This is a genomic window from Helicobacter cappadocius (assembly GCF_030688855.1).
Taxonomy (GTDB): Bacteria; Campylobacterota; Campylobacteria; order Campylobacterales; family Helicobacteraceae; genus Helicobacter_J; species Helicobacter_J cappadocius.
Genome location: NZ_JAUYZK010000003.1, coordinates 70213 through 84934 on the forward strand (window position 1 = coordinate 70213; position 14722 = coordinate 84934).

At 33.5% G+C, this 14722-nt stretch carries 16 protein-coding genes; 10 read left to right on the forward strand and 6 right to left on the reverse strand.

The window, feature by feature from the left end:
* The first annotated feature begins 153 nt into the window (after nucleotides 1–153).
* On the forward strand, nucleotides 154–627 hold the full coding sequence (locus Q5I06_RS08720; RefSeq protein ID WP_370692171.1) for a ferric reductase-like transmembrane domain-containing protein: 474 nt from the start codon (nucleotides 154–156) through the stop codon (nucleotides 625–627).
* On the forward strand, nucleotides 624–1367 hold the full coding sequence (gene kdsB / locus Q5I06_RS02830) for a 3-deoxy-manno-octulosonate cytidylyltransferase (RefSeq protein ID WP_305516999.1): 744 nt from the start codon (nucleotides 624–626) through the stop codon (nucleotides 1365–1367). The genes Q5I06_RS08720 and kdsB overlap by 4 nt, the downstream gene beginning before the upstream one ends.
* Here the strand turns inward: kdsB and rny are convergent.
* Both rny and Q5I06_RS02840 read right to left on the reverse strand, forming a co-directional pair.
* A complete protein-coding gene (gene rny / locus Q5I06_RS02835) occupies nucleotides 1333–2904 on the reverse strand; it encodes a ribonuclease Y (protein WP_305516997.1) in 1572 nt (523 codons plus the stop codon). The two genes, kdsB and rny, sit on opposite strands and share 35 nt — an antisense overlap.
* Nucleotides 2849–3454 carry a 5-formyltetrahydrofolate cyclo-ligase gene (locus Q5I06_RS02840; RefSeq protein ID WP_305516996.1) on the reverse strand — a complete coding sequence of 202 codons (606 nt, stop codon included), beginning with the start codon at nucleotides 3452–3454 and terminating at the stop codon, nucleotides 2849–2851. Before Q5I06_RS02840 ends, rny begins: the two co-directional genes overlap by 56 nt.
* 66 nt (nucleotides 3455–3520) lie before the next feature.
* On the opposite strand from Q5I06_RS02840, the gene Q5I06_RS02845 reads away from it, so the two are divergent.
* The 3 genes from Q5I06_RS02845 to radA are packed head-to-tail and all read left to right on the forward strand — an operon-like array spanning nucleotide 3521 to nucleotide 6346.
* On the forward strand, nucleotides 3521–4111 hold the full coding sequence (locus Q5I06_RS02845) for a hypothetical protein (protein WP_305516995.1): 591 nt from the start codon (nucleotides 3521–3523) through the stop codon (nucleotides 4109–4111).
* A 15-nt stretch (nucleotides 4112–4126) separates the two neighbouring features.
* Nucleotides 4127–4996, forward strand: a complete 870-nt coding sequence (ftsY, locus tag Q5I06_RS02850) for a signal recognition particle-docking protein FtsY (RefSeq protein WP_305516994.1) — start codon at nucleotides 4127–4129, stop codon at nucleotides 4994–4996.
* A gap of 3 nt (nucleotides 4997–4999) precedes the next feature.
* Nucleotides 5000–6346: a DNA repair protein RadA gene (gene radA, locus Q5I06_RS02855; RefSeq protein ID WP_305516993.1), complete on the forward strand. Its 1347-nt coding sequence runs from the start codon at nucleotides 5000–5002 to the stop codon at nucleotides 6344–6346.
* A gap of 13 nt (nucleotides 6347–6359) precedes the next feature.
* Here radA and nusB read toward each other — a convergent pair whose 3' ends face one another.
* Genes nusB through Q5I06_RS02875 form a run of 4 tightly spaced genes read right to left on the reverse strand, consistent with a single transcriptional unit; the run spans nucleotide 6360 to nucleotide 8708 of the window.
* A complete protein-coding gene (gene nusB, locus Q5I06_RS02860; RefSeq protein ID WP_305516992.1) occupies nucleotides 6360–6788 on the reverse strand; it encodes a transcription antitermination factor NusB in 429 nt (142 codons plus the stop codon).
* A gap of 2 nt (nucleotides 6789–6790) precedes the next feature.
* Nucleotides 6791–7258, reverse strand: a complete 468-nt coding sequence (gene ribH, locus Q5I06_RS02865) for a 6,7-dimethyl-8-ribityllumazine synthase (protein ID WP_305516991.1) — start codon at nucleotides 7256–7258, stop codon at nucleotides 6791–6793.
* Nucleotides 7255–8052: a 3-deoxy-8-phosphooctulonate synthase gene (kdsA, locus tag Q5I06_RS02870; protein ID WP_370690926.1), complete on the reverse strand. Its 798-nt coding sequence runs from the start codon at nucleotides 8050–8052 to the stop codon at nucleotides 7255–7257. The genes ribH and kdsA overlap by 4 nt, the downstream gene beginning before the upstream one ends.
* 5 nt (nucleotides 8053–8057) lie before the next feature.
* On the reverse strand, nucleotides 8058–8708 hold the full coding sequence (locus Q5I06_RS02875; RefSeq protein WP_305516989.1) for a carbonic anhydrase: 651 nt from the start codon (nucleotides 8706–8708) through the stop codon (nucleotides 8058–8060).
* Between the two features lie 94 nt (nucleotides 8709–8802).
* Between Q5I06_RS02875 and Q5I06_RS02880 the strand changes: the two genes are divergently transcribed.
* From Q5I06_RS02880 to feoB, 5 genes are all read left to right on the forward strand, one after another.
* Entirely contained in the window at nucleotides 8803–9468 is a 666-nt protein-coding gene (locus Q5I06_RS02880; RefSeq protein WP_305517016.1) for a DedA family protein, read from the forward strand.
* The gene (gene pyrF, locus Q5I06_RS02885; RefSeq protein WP_305516988.1) at nucleotides 9469–10155 is read left to right on the forward strand and encodes an orotidine-5'-phosphate decarboxylase; all 687 of its coding nucleotides are present in this window, start codon (nucleotides 9469–9471) and stop codon (nucleotides 10153–10155) included.
* Entirely contained in the window at nucleotides 10152–10988 is an 837-nt protein-coding gene (panC, locus tag Q5I06_RS02890) for a pantoate--beta-alanine ligase (RefSeq protein ID WP_305516987.1), read from the forward strand. The genes pyrF and panC overlap by 4 nt, the downstream gene beginning before the upstream one ends.
* A gap of 11 nt (nucleotides 10989–10999) precedes the next feature.
* A complete protein-coding gene (locus Q5I06_RS02895) occupies nucleotides 11000–12205 on the forward strand; it encodes an Opr family porin (RefSeq protein ID WP_305516986.1) in 1206 nt (401 codons plus the stop codon).
* A gap of 96 nt (nucleotides 12206–12301) precedes the next feature.
* Nucleotides 12302–14476 (forward strand): ferrous iron transport protein B, encoded by a 2175-nt coding sequence (feoB, locus tag Q5I06_RS02900; protein WP_305516985.1) that lies wholly within the window; start codon nucleotides 12302–12304, stop codon nucleotides 14474–14476.
* The last annotated feature ends 246 nt before the right edge of the window (nucleotides 14477–14722 follow it).

Genomic DNA, 14722 nt, shown 5'->3' on the forward strand with positions numbered 1-14722 from the left:
TTTATATAAAATTAGTCAATCAAAACACCATAAGGATATATTTTGAAATATTTTATTTTTTTATTAGGATTATGTGTAGGGATTTTTCCACTGAGCTATCTAGCCTACAATGTCCTATTACAAAACTACGGTGCAGAGCCCACCAAGAGAATTTTGCATTTTTTAGGGGACTGGAGCATTTATTTTATCTTAATTTCTTTATTGTTCTCTAGTTTTTCCAGATTTCTAAAAGCATCTTTTATAAATAAAAATTTCAAAATTTTAAGAAAGATAGCCGGTTTACATGGGTTATTTTATGCGATTTTACACTTCCTAGCATATGTTATTTTTGAACAAGATGGAAATGTTAAAAATACACTATCAGAGATTTTGTTACGAGTTTATTTATTTTTTGGATTTTGGGCATTGATAGGGTTATTTATACTTGGATTTTTTTCATTTTTTTTCTCAAGATATTTCTATTTGATCTCTTCACTTTCTTATCTTGTAGGTCTTTTAAGTAGCATACACTATCTATTAGGACAAAAAATTCCCTCAATTACGTCATATATAATCTTTATGATATTTTTAATCCTGATTTGTGTTAAGCTTTTATCAAAAAACTTAACAAATAAGGATATAAAATGATCATCATCCCAGCAAGATTGCATTCAAGCAGATTTCCAAAAAAAATATTAACTGACATTTGTGGTACTCCTATGCTTATAAAAACCGCTGAAAATGCACAAAAGGTCGATGAAGTTGTCATCGCTTGTGATGATAGTGAAGTACTTGAAATATGCAAAAAATATCATTTCAAAGCTCTTCTTACAAACCCCATGCACACAAGCGGAACAGACAGATGTGCGGAAGTGTGTAGAATACTAAAACTCAAAGATGATGAGATTATTATTAATGTTCAAGCTGATGAGCCATTTTTGGAAAGAAAGGTTATATCCTCTCTTATAGATTCTATGAAAGAAGCTTCCTTTATGGCAACTTGTGCAAAAATCATCGATAAATCCGAAATTTCTGATACTAATTTGGTAAAAGTGATTTTGAATGTCCATAAAGAAGCTATCTATTTTTCACGACTTCCTATTCCATATAGTCGTGATGGAATAGAAAATCCACTGCTTCAAACCAATCCTTATTATGGTCATCTAGGAATCTATGGCTTTTATTCACAAACATTGCAAGAGTTTTGCCAACTTCCAAAAAGTCCTCTAGAAGACATAGAAAAACTAGAACAGCTTCGTGCAATCTATCACAAAAAATCTATTTTAATAAAAATAGTACAGAGTAAAAGTATTGGGATTGATACTCCTAATGATCTTCAAAAAGCTCTAGAACTTATTTCGCAAACTCAACTGCACGACTCTCTCTAATGACATTAACTTTTATTTCTCCAGGATATTGCAAAGTACTCTCTACTTCTTGTGCAATATCTCTAGCAAGTATTACACTTTGAGCATCATCAAGCAAATCTGCACGAACAATCACTCTAATTTCTTTCCCAGAATTCACTGCATAGGCCTGTTTGACACCTATTTTATCCATAGCAATACGTTCTAAATCTTGCATTCGCTTCAAAAAACTCTCTAGCACTTCTCTTCTGGCACCTGGACGTCCAGCAGATAGAGCATCAGCAGTGCAAACTGCGGCTGCTTCAATACTCGCAATTTCCTCATCTCCATGATGTGACATAATAGCGTTCATAACCACCGGATGCTCCTTATAACGTTTGCAAACTTCAACGCCCAAAGCAACATGATTACCTCCGCACTCTTGAGTGAGTGCCTTTCCAATATCGTGCAACAACCCTGCTCTTCTAGCAAGTTTTTCATCTCCTCCAAGCTCACCAGCAATAACTCCTGCAAGATTAGCAACTTCAATAGAATGCCCTAAAGCGTTCTGTCCAAAACTTGCTCGGTATTTCATTTTTCCAATAAGTTTTTTGAGCTCAGGATGCATATAGCCCAATCCCATATCTAAGATGATATTCTCTCCATCTTGCAAAATCTGATCTTCCATTTCAGAACTGACCTTTGCATAAACTTCTTCAATTCTAGAAGGCTGGATCCTCCCATCTTCAACTAATAATTCTACGGTTTTTGTGGCGATCGCACGTCTATAGAGATTAAAACTACTTAAAATAATTGTTCCAGGCGTATCATCAATAATAACATCTACCCCACTAATATTTTCAAGAGTTTTAATATTTCTACCCTCTTTTCCAATAATCCTACCTTTGAGTTCATCATTAGGAAGATTGACCACATTAATGAGCCTTTCATTGGCAAATTCACCAGCAAAACGGGTGGTGGCTTGAGCGATAATATAATTTGCTTTTTTCATTGCTTCTTCTCTAGCTTGATGTTCATAGCGACGAATCATATTTGACTTTTGCATGATCAGATCATCTTCTAGGTATTTTAACAATAACGACTTTGCCTCTTCTTTTGTGTATCCAGTATATTCAACAAGAGTATTGAGTGCTTTTTCTTTGGCTTCTTTGTATTGTTTGTGTAATTTATTCTGAGACTCTTGCTCGGTTAAAAGTTTATTTTTTAAATCCGAAATCTTTTGCTTTTCTTCTTCAATAAACTTCATCTCACGCTCAATTTTTTGACTCATCTTATCTTCTTTGGCTTGAATAGATGAAAGTTTATGTTCATACTCTCTGATAACTCTTGATGTTTCTTCCTTGTGTTTTTTATGCAGTTCAAGTTCTATTTCTTTAATTTTGAATTGCTCATTTTTGAGTAAATTCTGTGCTTCATATTCAATAGCTTGAGCCTTAGCTTTAGCTTGACCGATGATGGCATTAGCATCTGAAGTAAATATTTTTTTAGCAAGAAAGAAAACGCTAATACCGACAATCAGACCAAATATTATAAAACCTATCACTAAGTATTCTGTCATTGATTCCTCTTTTTAATTTACAACCGTTGCTAAGAACAATATCAGCATCAATGTCGTATTTATCTGTAATTTTTTGCTTAGAATATATTACTTTTCTACTGACAAAAATAATGTTTGGACGAAAACGGAGATTTGCAAAAAACCTATCATACATTCCCTTTCCAAAACCTATTCGCTTAAAATCTCTATCAATCCCTATACAAGGGACTATTGCTGTATCTATTTTAGTTAAATAAAATAAAGATTTTTTAGATTCAAAGATACTATATTTGTTTTTTACTAATGGCAGTCGAAATGGTATCATTTTAAAACTAACCCCTTCTATATATGGGATAAAAATCCTAACCCCTCTTTGTTTTTTAAGCCAATAAATCAAGGGATAAATATTAACCTCTATTTCCATTGGACAATACAACAATATATTTTTGCTCTTTAGATGTAAAATTTCTCTTTTAAGCATTGCAACAGTTTTTTTATCCTCGAAATTAGATTTCTTAGACAAGCTCATCAAATGTTTTTTACAAAAATTACGAAAATCAGCTTTTATCATCGCTCCTTTAATTTCTCTTATGTATAATACATCATTGTAATTTTTATAAACCTAAAAGGGATGCAGATGAAATATTTTTACTCTTTACTAATCGTATTATTTTTTATAGCCTGTACAGACAATGCACACAAAAATCAAACTACTTACAGATTTACCGATCAGGAAGGACAACCTATCAAGATACAAACTGATTTCAATACTTTTGATATCTTTAGCGATACACCAAAGCCTCAGGATATAGAAAAAACGACTTTAATAATGTTTTTAGATCTAAGCTCTGAGAATTCTAAAGACTACATTCTTGGTCTCAATCACCTAACACAAACATTTCCTAAGGCCTATATAATAGGAATACTAACTCAAAAATACCCTAACACCGAAATTGATCAATATATTCAAACAAATCATATTCATTTCCCCATATTAAATCCAACTGACAGCAAAAATCTTTTAGATGATTTTTTTAAAAAAATAAACGAATCTGATGAAAAAGTAAATCCTACAGATGAAACTCAAGCACAACAAACAGACACATCCTCAAAGATTCCATTTTTTGTTCTTTATGATAAGCACGGAAAAAAATATCAAACATATACCGGAATGATTCCTGAAGAAATGTTTGCTTATGATATTGATACTTTGTCAAAAAAACATTAAGAATAAGCAGTCAAAATGTTAAATATTTTCAAAAAAACAGCCCAAAATATCTCATCAATAATGGGAAAAAAAACTAAGAACATATCAAAAGATGAACTTGAAAATATTCTTATAGAAGCGGATATACAATATGATATCGTAGATTCTATGCTAGAACATCTCCCTGAAACCATCAGTAAAAACCAACTTGAGGTTGCTCTAGATAGGTTTTTTAGGGGAGAAAGCTATTATGATAAAGCAACATTAAAACCCATAAAAACAAAACCTCTTGTAGAGCTGATTATCGGAGTAAATGGAGCAGGAAAAACAACTACTATTGCAAAATTAGCAAAAATGTATAAATCCAAAGGTAAAAAAGTTCTTTTAGGTGCGGGGGATACATTTAGAGCCGCCGCTAGTGAGCAACTCAAACTCTGGAGCGAAAAAATTGGTGTTGGTATTATCAGTGCACAAAATGGAGCTGATCCAAGTGCATTAGCATATGATAGCATTCAAGCTGCAATAGCAAGGGATATGGATAATGTCATTATTGATACCGCAGGAAGACTACACAATCAAACCAATCTCAAAAATGAGCTTATAAAAATTTCTCGTACTTGTGCCAAAGCTCTGGGTGAAAAAGATTTTAGAAAAATATTGATTTTGGATGGAACACAGGGAAGTTCTGCTCTCTCTCAAGCAAAAATATTTCATGAAACACTTCAAGTTGATGGAGTTATCATTACAAAACTAGATGGAACAAGCAAGGGTGGGGCAATTTTAAGTATTTTATATGAACTTAAACTGCCTATTATGTTTTTGGGAATGGGAGAAAAAGAAGATGATTTAATTCCCTTTGATGAAAAAGCTTATATTCAGAGTATCTTAGAATCTATTTTTGAGTAAAATATGGCAAAAAAATCTTTAAATCTTTTTGAATGTCAGCATTGTGGATTTCAAAGCACGAAATGGATGGGTAAATGCACAAACTGCGGAGCTTGGGAAAGCATGATTGAGCTAAGTGCTTCACAAATTCAAACCCTCAAAGAAACAAATACCATCCTTTCAAATGCCTCTGCTACTTCTATCACTTCAATAGAATATGAAAATGTTGTGAAATTTTCTTCCTCACAAGAAGAACTTGATATTGTCTTAGGTGGCGGAATTGTTCCAGGTGGGCTTTATCTCGTCGGGGGAAGTCCTGGTGTTGGAAAATCAACATTATTACTAAAAGTGGCAGGAGGACTCGCTAAAAATGGAAAAAAAGTATTGTATGTAAGTGGGGAAGAAAGTGCGGGTCAAATCAAACTTCGAGCGCAAAGACTTGGCTGCATAGAAAAAGATCTTTTTTTGCTCAATGAAATTGATCTAAACTCCATCAAATCCAATCTAGCTACCAAAGAATATCCTGTATGTGTTATTGATTCTATCCAAACTATTTATTCTCCTCAAATCACTTCTGCACCTGGATCAATTTCACAAGTTAGAGAAATCACATTTGAACTGATGCGATTAGCAAAACAATACAATATAGCGATTTTTATCATTGGGCATATTACAAAAGAAGGTTCTATAGCCGGTCCTAGAGTACTAGAACATATGGTTGATACTGTCTTGTATTTTGAAGGAGATCCTAGTAGAGAATTACGTATGCTTCGAGGATTTAAAAATCGGTTTGGAACTACTAGCGAGATTGGCATTTTTGAGATGAAAGCCGAAGGATTAGTGAGTGCAAAAAATGCTTCAAAATTATTCTTTTCACAAAAAAAAGCTTCTGCTGGAAGTGCAATAACTGTGGTCTTGGAAGGTTCTAGGGCAATTGTACTTGAAATACAAGCTCTAGTGAGTGAAAGTAGCTTTGCTGTTCCTAAACGCTCTGCTACTGGTTTTGATAGCAACCGTTTGAATATGCTTTTGGCTCTTTTGGAAAAAAAATTAGATATCCCCCTCAATCATTACGATGTTTTTATAAATGTTACAGGTGGAATCAAGATCAACGAAACAAGTGCAGATGTGGCACTTATTGCTAGTGTTGTTTCAAGCTTTAAGAATCGCCCCTTAAACAATACGACAGCTTTTATGGGAGAAGTAAGCCTCACTGGCGATATACGCGAAATCAGCAATATAGATGCAAGACTCAAAGAAATGGAAAGTTATGGTTTTACTAAAGCCATCCTTCCCAAAAAACCAAGCACCCAATCAAAAATAAAATGCTATGAAGTAACAGAAGTTACAAAACTTCTTGATTGGATGTAAGATCAAAAAAATCTCACTCTGATTCTTTTTTATGAATATCTCTTTTATCAATCTTGCATAAAGAATCCAAAACTCCATTGATAAATTTTGGAGCATTATCTCCTCCATACATTTTTCCAAGCTCAACAGCTTCATTGATTACAACAGGGGAATCTGTGGGAGTGAATCTAATCTCATACGCCCCTAATCTCAAAATCGCCCTCTCCATTCCTCCAAGTCTTTCAAAATCCCAGTCTTTTAGATGGGATTTGATAAGAATATCAAGTTCAGCAATATTTGCTAAAACACCATCAAAAAGAGCTAGAGCAAAATCCTGTTGCTTATTTTTTATTTTTTTTTCTTCCAATATGCTTTGTGCAAAATTTCTAATATTAACATTGCCACTATCATAAGCATACAAAAGCCCTGCTACACTCTCTCTAGCCTGAGTTCTTGTCGCCATTTTTAGCCTAGATGTTTATAAAGATTGATAAGTTCTATGAGTGCATTCATTGATTCAAAACCCTTGTTCCCAGCCTTGCTTCCAGCCCTTTCAATCGCTTGTTCAATATTGTCTGTAGTTAATACCCCAAAACTCACAGGAGTTGTGTATTTCAAAGTCGTATTAGCTATCCCTTTGGTAGCTTCTGCACTTACATAATCAAAATGAGGTGTTCCTCCTCTTATGATTGCTCCTAATACACAAACTCCATCATATTTACCAGCACAGAGAATTCTATCCAATGCAAAAGGCAATTCATAGGCACCTGGAACCAAGATCAAATCAAGCTTTTTATCATTTCCATTATGTCTTAAAAAACTATCTTTTGCACCCTCTATAAGCCTATCTGTAATAATATGATTAAATCTGCTTGCAACAATAGCGATTTTTTCATCGCCCTTAAGAGCTATATTTCCTTCGATAATGTTCATTTCAAAACTCCTTGTATATCTAAAATTTTTCCTACTAAATCTGGCAACAAATCTAAAGAAACCATATTTGGTCCATCACTTAAAGCATTCTTAGGATCTGGATGTGTTTCCATAAAAAACCCATCCACTCCTACTGCCGCTGCAGCCTTTGCCAAGTAAGGCACAAAAGAGCTATCTCCTCCACTTTTACCTCCTCCTGCACCGGGCATTTGAACACTATGTGTAGCATCAAAAATCACAGGAGCAAACTCTCTCATAATCACAAGACTTCTCATATCTACTACTAAATTGCCATATCCAAAACTACTACCTCTCTCACACAACCAAACATTGTATTTTTCAGATTGAGAATATTCCGCCTTATCACCACCTCTTGTTTTGATAGCTTTAAGAACAGAATACCTCATATCTGCAGGATTCATAAACTGTCCTTTTTTAATATTAATAATACTATCTGTTTTTGCTACTTCCACAATCAAATCTGTTTGCCTACATAAAAATGCAGGAATCTGGATCACATCAGCTACCTTAGCAATGGTTTTTGCCTGATAGCTTTCGTGGATATCTGTAATGATTTTATAACCAAACTCTTTTTTAATTTCACCAAGCATTTCCATTCCGGCTTCAAGTCCAGGTCCCCTATAGCTATCAAGGCTCGTACGATTGGCTTTATCAAAACTTGCTTTAAAATAAAAATCTATTCTTGGATTTTGATTTAATGCCTTTAGACCTAAAGCTATGACGCGAAGATTCTCATAGCTTTCTATCACACAAGGACCACTTAAAAGTATCATTTTTTTCATTGTTTCTTTTCCTTATTGATAGGTTTGAATTCGCGTGTAATCATATTGTAATTGAAAATTTCTCCTGTTTCTATGATGTAATACCACCCATAAATATTTATCTCTCCTCTATCAAAACGTTCCTCTACAAATGGATAAGTCATAAGATTTTCTAACTGATGCTCGATGTTAATCTGTTCAGTAAGCCAAAGCTCTTTTGCTTTAGTAGATGGGCAGAGAGCTTTCACCTTTTTTTTAACAGGATCAAGGAGTTCGATCCATTTTTTTACATAAGGAGCATTTTGGAGTTTTTCTTCTGAAGCATAAGCAGCACTACAAGCACCGCAATTACTATGCCCACAGATAATAATGTTTTTAATTTCCAATATATTAAGTGCGTATTCAATAGAGGCAGTTGTTGCAAGATAACCCGCACGCATCATATTGTCATTTTCTCGGTAAGGAGGAATAATATTACCCATATTTCTGACCACAAACAAATCTCCGGGCAAGGCATTTGTAATTATACTTGGGACAACCCTAGAATCCACACAGGTGATAAACAAAGTGTGCGGTTCTTGATGTTTTTTTAGACTTTCATATAAGTCTTTATATTTGCTATAATCATCTTCTTGAAATTTCAAAGCACCTTCAAATAACTCTCTCATTCCCACCTTCTGTATTTAAAAAACTAAAGTCTTGAATTATACCAAACTAATAGCATATAATATCAAATCAATATTTCAAAACCTTTTGGAGGATATTTTGTCACAGATTATTGATTTTATTGTTCAATCTGTCGGAAATCTAGGGTATCTAGGCGTTTTTTTGATGATGTTTTTAGAATCAAGCTTTTTTCCTTTTCCTTCTGAAGTTGTAATGATTCCAGCGGGATTTTTAGCTTATAAAGGTGATATGAATATCTATGTTGCTATTTTGATGGGAATATTAGGCAGCATTGCAGGAAGCTTATTTAATTATTACCTAGCATTTAGATTTGGTAGGGATTTTATCATCAAATATGGAAAATATTTTTTCTTTAACGAAAATTCAATGCAAAAAATGGAAATGTTTTTTAAAAAACACGGAGAAATCAGTACATTTTTAGGAAGGCTAATTCCAGTAGTGAGGCAATACATATCATTACCTGCTGGTCTCTCAAAAATGAATCTTGTGAAGTTTTGCATCTATACAGGAATAGGTGCTGGAATATGGGTAGCTATTTTAGCCTGTTTTGGATATTATGTAGGGATGTGGTTAGGCAGTGATATGAACACAGAAATGATTGTTCAGGCTTTCACATCTGCCTCGCTGGACAATTATGAACTAGATATTAAATCACATCTAAACAAAATTATTTTGATTACACTTGTATCTGTTTTTGTTGTCGCTTTGGGATATATCTTTTATCAAAAAAGAAGGAAATAAATGCAGTTATGTGTTGCTTTAGATCTTGAAGAAAAATCACAAAATATAGACCTTCTAAAGTCCTTAAAAGGATTTCCAATTTGGGTAAAAGTAGGCTTGAGATCTTATATCAGAGATGGAAGAGACTTCATAGAAGAGATCAAAAAAATCGATTTGGGCTTTAAAATTTTCTTGGATCTAAAACTCTATGATATTCCTAATACAATGGCAGATGCAGCACTTGAATGTGCCAAACTAAATATTGATATGATGACCTTACATGCAAGTAGTGGAAAAAATGCGATGATGGCTGTTATGGAAAGACTTGGTGCGACCTCAAAACCTCCTCTTGTATTTGCTGTTAGTGCCCTAACCAGTTTTGATTCTCAAGAGTTTCAAAGTATTTACAATGCACCATTAAATGATCACATTCAAACTTTAGCAAAAATGGCATTTGAATGCAATCTTGATGGAGCAGTTTGTTCAGTGCATGAAAGCAAATATATTAAAAAAGCGACCGATCCAAGCTTTTTGACTCTAACACCTGGAATTCGTCCTTTTTCAGAAAACAATGATGATCAAAAAAGAGTCGCCGATATAGATGGGGCAAAAGAAGCTCTTTCAGATTTTATTGTCATAGGAAGACCTATTTACAAAGCTACAAACCCAAAAGAAGTTGTTGAAAGGATTTTGGAAAAAATAAAATGAAAACTCTACTGATACAAACTACAAAAGAGCTCATCAATTATAGAAATTCTCTCCCTAATGATTCCATAGTGGGGCTTGTTCCCACTATGGGGGCACTACACAATGGACATAAAAGCCTAATAGAACATTCTCGAAAAACAGACTCACACACGATTGTGTCTGTTTTTGTAAATCCAACACAATTTGGTCAAAATGAAGACTTCAGTAAATACCCCAGAAATATCGACAAGGATTTCAAGCTTTGTGAAGAAAGTGGAGTGGCTGTAGTTTTTGCCCCATCTGCAAATGAAATGTATCTGAAAAATGATGAAATAACACTAAGAGCACCAAAAAATATGGGGTATATATATGAAGGATTTATCCGCGAAGGTCATTTTGATGGAGTTTTATCTATTGTGCTAAAACTTCTGCATTTGAGTTTGCCTCATCACGCCTATTTTGGGCAAAAAGATGCTCAACAGCTCTTAATTGTCAAAAGACTAGTGCAAGATACTTTTTTGCCAACTAAAATTATTCCCTGCCCCACACAAAGAGATCCTGATGGTTTGGCAATGAGCTCCCGAAATATCTACTTAAGCGATCTACAGAGAAAAGAGGCGCTTAAAATTCCTGCTGGACTTTCAAGAATTGCTAAAGCCATTAAAGAAGGTGAAACAAAAACCTCTATACTCATAGAGTTGGCTAAAATAGAACTTACGAATTTAGATGTACAATATTTGGATATTTGCGACTACAATCTTAATTCCATCACCCATATACAAAAAGATTCAAGCATTGCACTTATTGCTGCAAAAGTAGGACAAACAAGATTGTTGGATAATTTATGGATATAAAAAGGACCAAAGTGAAAAACTTGATAAAAATAATACCTCTTTTAATATTTGGATCCAGTCCTATTTTGGCATATGATAGTATTGATGAAGCACTTAAAAATGGGGTCTCTAAAGGTGATGTGATCTTTTATGGAGATTATCAAGGTCTCAACAAAGGTGATGCCACTATCTTAACGCCAAATAATATTGCTACATATAGTTATCTAGGAAATACTGGATATCTACAAGGAAGCGTCGGATTAAGCTACACATCTGGATTTTATAAATATATTCGTGCTGCAATTGGCTTTAGAGCAGGTACATCTTTTTGGAATGTGCATAAAAATATCATCACCCCTTATGGAAAAGGAGATTCCTCAAAAGATTTTTTTATTCAAAATCAAGCCACATTAGCTGAATCATTTTTTGAATATTTTGACGGGGATACAAATATCAAAGCCGGAAGATTCACTATTCCAAATGAATGGATCAACACGATGAGTGATGGTATCTGGATACGCAACCGTTCTATTGAAAATTTAATGCTTGAAGGGTTTTGGGCACATGATTATGGGCGAGTAGCATACTATCAGATGACCTCATTTGAAAAAATCAACCCATATTCTAATTTCGGATTACTCAATCTGACTGCTAAATACTATATCACAGAAACATTCACTATCAAAGCATATACATTTTTCACACCAAAAATATTCACTGCATTAGGGGCAAGTCTTGATGGACGTTTTAATATTTCAGATTTTTTTATTGGAGGGAATCTTGGATATGCTTATAGTTTTGAAGGCAAACCCATCTATAGTGGCTATGTTCACAATGCCTCAGCCATAAATGCAAAGATTTTTTTTGGTATGAAATATTTTGAAATTGCTGGAGGCTATATTCATACGAGCAAAGATTCAGGTTGGGGAAATCTAGGAATTATGGGGGATAGTATTGATCCATTTTTTGTATGGGGCGGTAGAGCTGTAAAAACACAACCTAATGCAAATCTAATCTATGGAAGCATCAGTGCAAATGTACAAAAATTCAAATTTTCACTTACCTATGGTAGCACTTCTTATGGTGTATCTTCAAGACAAAATGAAATTGATTTTTCTACAGAAATAGGCTTTACAAACAATGTTTTTGGGATATTAAATGTTCTCAATACTCACAAAGATGCTACCAATATTCCAAATACAACACAGATAAATGGAGGAATTAGACTTTCTTTTTAATCTTCTTATTTCTAAAAAATATGATTTAAAATATTTTTATAATAATAATTAATATTATTTATGTATAATTTAAAAAATCAATATTTTGAGAGAAATATGCAAGAAATTATCGTAGCCTTAGTAGGACAACCAAATGTAGGGAAAAGTTCCCTAATCAATAGCATCAGTGGTGCTCACCTTAAAGTTGGAAATTTTACAGGAGTAACTGTAGAAAAAGCCGAAGCTTCGCTGTTTTATAACGATACTAAAATCACCATCATCGATCTACCCGGTACTTATTCTCTCAATGATTTTACAATGGAAGAAAAAGTGACTAAGGACTTCCTAGAAAAAGAGTCTTATGACATCATCTTAAATGTTGTTGATTCTACAAATTTGGAACGAAATCTAGCTTTGAGTGCTCAAGTCTTGGAAAAAAATAGAAAAACTCTCATTGCACTAAATATGTGGGATGAAGCACAAAAAGAAAATATTTCAATTGATGATAAACTCCTCTCAGAAATATTGGGCGTACAATGTATTCCCACCTCTGCAAACAAAAATCTCAATATTTCACTACTAATAAAATCCATAGTAGAACTTTATGAAAATAAATTCATACCTCCTAAAAGAATATATGCTGATTTTATAGAATCTCAAATTCAAGTTCTATCAGATTTTTTAGATCAAAAATCTTATCCGGAAATATCAGCTTTTATCAAATCATATCAAACCACAGAAACTATCTCTTTTCGAGAAATATCCATAATGCTCCTATCGCAACAAACAAAAATTTACTCATATTTACACGATAAAGCCTGTTGGCTAGAAATTTCAAAGACACTAGAACACTGCATTCAAAATCTATACAAATTTTCCAAAGAATCCAATATCCAAAATATTTTCATTTCCGACGCCCTATCATTTGGTAGAGGAGCAGCACAAGAAGTTCTCTCTAGACCAAATAAATCACTCCATCAAACTCAAAAAATCGATGCGATTATGCTTAATAAATATTTAGGATTACCTATTTTTCTAATTTTAATGTTTATTGTATTTGATATGACTTTTTTAATTGGTGGAATACTCCAGGATTGGGCACAAAACGGTATTGATATGCTTGGAGTGATGGCAAAAACATTTATCACAAATGAAGATTTTGCTTCACTCATAGGAGATGGTATCATCGGGGGCGTGGGTGCTGTATTATCCTTTTTACCACTTATTATTATTTTATATTTTGGAATATCTTTGCTTGAATCTACTGGATATATGTCTCGCGTTGCTTTTTTGCTTGATGGGATTTTTCATAAATTTGGACTTCATGGCAAAAGTTTTATTCCTCTTGTAACTGGGTTTGGCTGTTCTGTTCCTGCATATATGGCCACACGAACCCTACAAAACAAAAATGAGCGGTTGATTACCTTATTTGTTATTGGTTTTATGAGTTGCAGTGCAAGATTGCCTATTTATGTGCTATTTGTAGGGGCATTTTTTTCTGACAAATATGCAGGAATGGCACTTTTTGGAATCTATATATTGGGAGCTTTAGTAGCTTTACTGATGGCAAAATTTCTCAAACTCAGTGTTTTTAGCGGAAAAAATGAACCTTTTGTGATGGAGATGCCAAAATACAGGCTCCCTAGCTGGAGGATTATTTGGTTTAGCATCTACACAAAGGTGCTAATGTATATCAAAAAGGCCGCTACATTTATTTTTTTAGGATCAATGATTATATGGTTTGCATCTCATTATCCAAAAAATCCAGAATTGCATCAAGCTTATGAGAAAAAAATCATAGCTGTTCAAAATAATAAAAATATTTCCAAAGAAACAAAAACAAAAGATATTGAAGAACTCAAAAACGAGCTTGAAGAACTATCTCTTCAACAAAGTTACTCTGGGTATATTGGGATAGCTCTCAAACCCATTTTTGCACCTATGAATTTTGATTGGAGACTTTCAATTTCAATTATCACTGGATTTGCAGCAAAAGAAATGATTGTTTCAACATTAGGAGTACTTTATTCATTAGGAGATTCTGCTGCAGAGGATTCAGAAGGACTTAGAAATGCTCTAAAAGCAAATATTAGTATGCCAACAGCCATCGCATTTATTATTTTTATAATGTTTTATATTCCTTGTTTTGCAGCTACAATATCCTTTGGAAAGGAAGCTGGAGGAATTAAGTTTGTTTTTTATCTGTTTATTTTTACTACTGTTGTAGCTTATATTTTTTCACTCATTGGATTTTATGTAGCCAAATATTTGAGTTTGTTTTTCTTTTCTTAAAAATCCCAAAAGATAAAAGCATCAATAGAAGAAAATTTCAAACTCAATTTTACTCTTGATATTTCTTCAAATATAGATCATCTTTCTGCTTCCAGAGCCTTATCAAGTATTACTAGAGATTTCAAAACCCCAAAATTCTAATAATGTTACCTCTAGTAAAAACTCTGCTCAAAAAAAATACTAGGTCATATCAACTTTACGCACCCACAAATATTTTTATGAGATAATCACACACTAAACAAACAA

Excerpts from the sequence above, each read along its gene's own strand:
- kdsB (WP_305516999.1), top strand. The coding sequence starts at position 624 with ATGATCATCATCCCAGCAAGATTGCATTCAAGCAGATTTCCAAAAAAA.
- rny (WP_305516997.1), bottom strand. The coding sequence starts at position 2,904 with ATGACAGAATACTTAGTGATAGGTTTTATAATATTTGGTCTGATTGTC.
- Q5I06_RS02840 (WP_305516996.1), bottom strand. The coding sequence starts at position 3,454 with ATGATAAAAGCTGATTTTCGTAATTTTTGTAAAAAACATTTGATGAGC.
- Q5I06_RS02845 (WP_305516995.1), top strand. The coding sequence starts at position 3,521 with ATGAAATATTTTTACTCTTTACTAATCGTATTATTTTTTATAGCCTGT.
- ftsY (WP_305516994.1), top strand. The coding sequence starts at position 4,127 with ATGTTAAATATTTTCAAAAAAACAGCCCAAAATATCTCATCAATAATG.
- radA (WP_305516993.1), top strand. The coding sequence starts at position 5,000 with ATGGCAAAAAAATCTTTAAATCTTTTTGAATGTCAGCATTGTGGATTT.
- nusB (WP_305516992.1), bottom strand. The coding sequence starts at position 6,788 with ATGGCGACAAGAACTCAGGCTAGAGAGAGTGTAGCAGGGCTTTTGTAT.
- ribH (WP_305516991.1), bottom strand. The coding sequence starts at position 7,258 with ATGAACATTATCGAAGGAAATATAGCTCTTAAGGGCGATGAAAAAATC.
- kdsA (WP_370690926.1), bottom strand. The coding sequence starts at position 8,052 with ATGATACTTTTAAGTGGTCCTTGTGTGATAGAAAGCTATGAGAATCTT.
- Q5I06_RS02875 (WP_305516989.1), bottom strand. The coding sequence starts at position 8,708 with ATGAGAGAGTTATTTGAAGGTGCTTTGAAATTTCAAGAAGATGATTAT.
- pyrF (WP_305516988.1), top strand. The coding sequence starts at position 9,469 with ATGCAGTTATGTGTTGCTTTAGATCTTGAAGAAAAATCACAAAATATA.
- panC (WP_305516987.1), top strand. The coding sequence starts at position 10,152 with ATGAAAACTCTACTGATACAAACTACAAAAGAGCTCATCAATTATAGA.
- feoB (WP_305516985.1), top strand. The coding sequence starts at position 12,302 with ATGCAAGAAATTATCGTAGCCTTAGTAGGACAACCAAATGTAGGGAAA.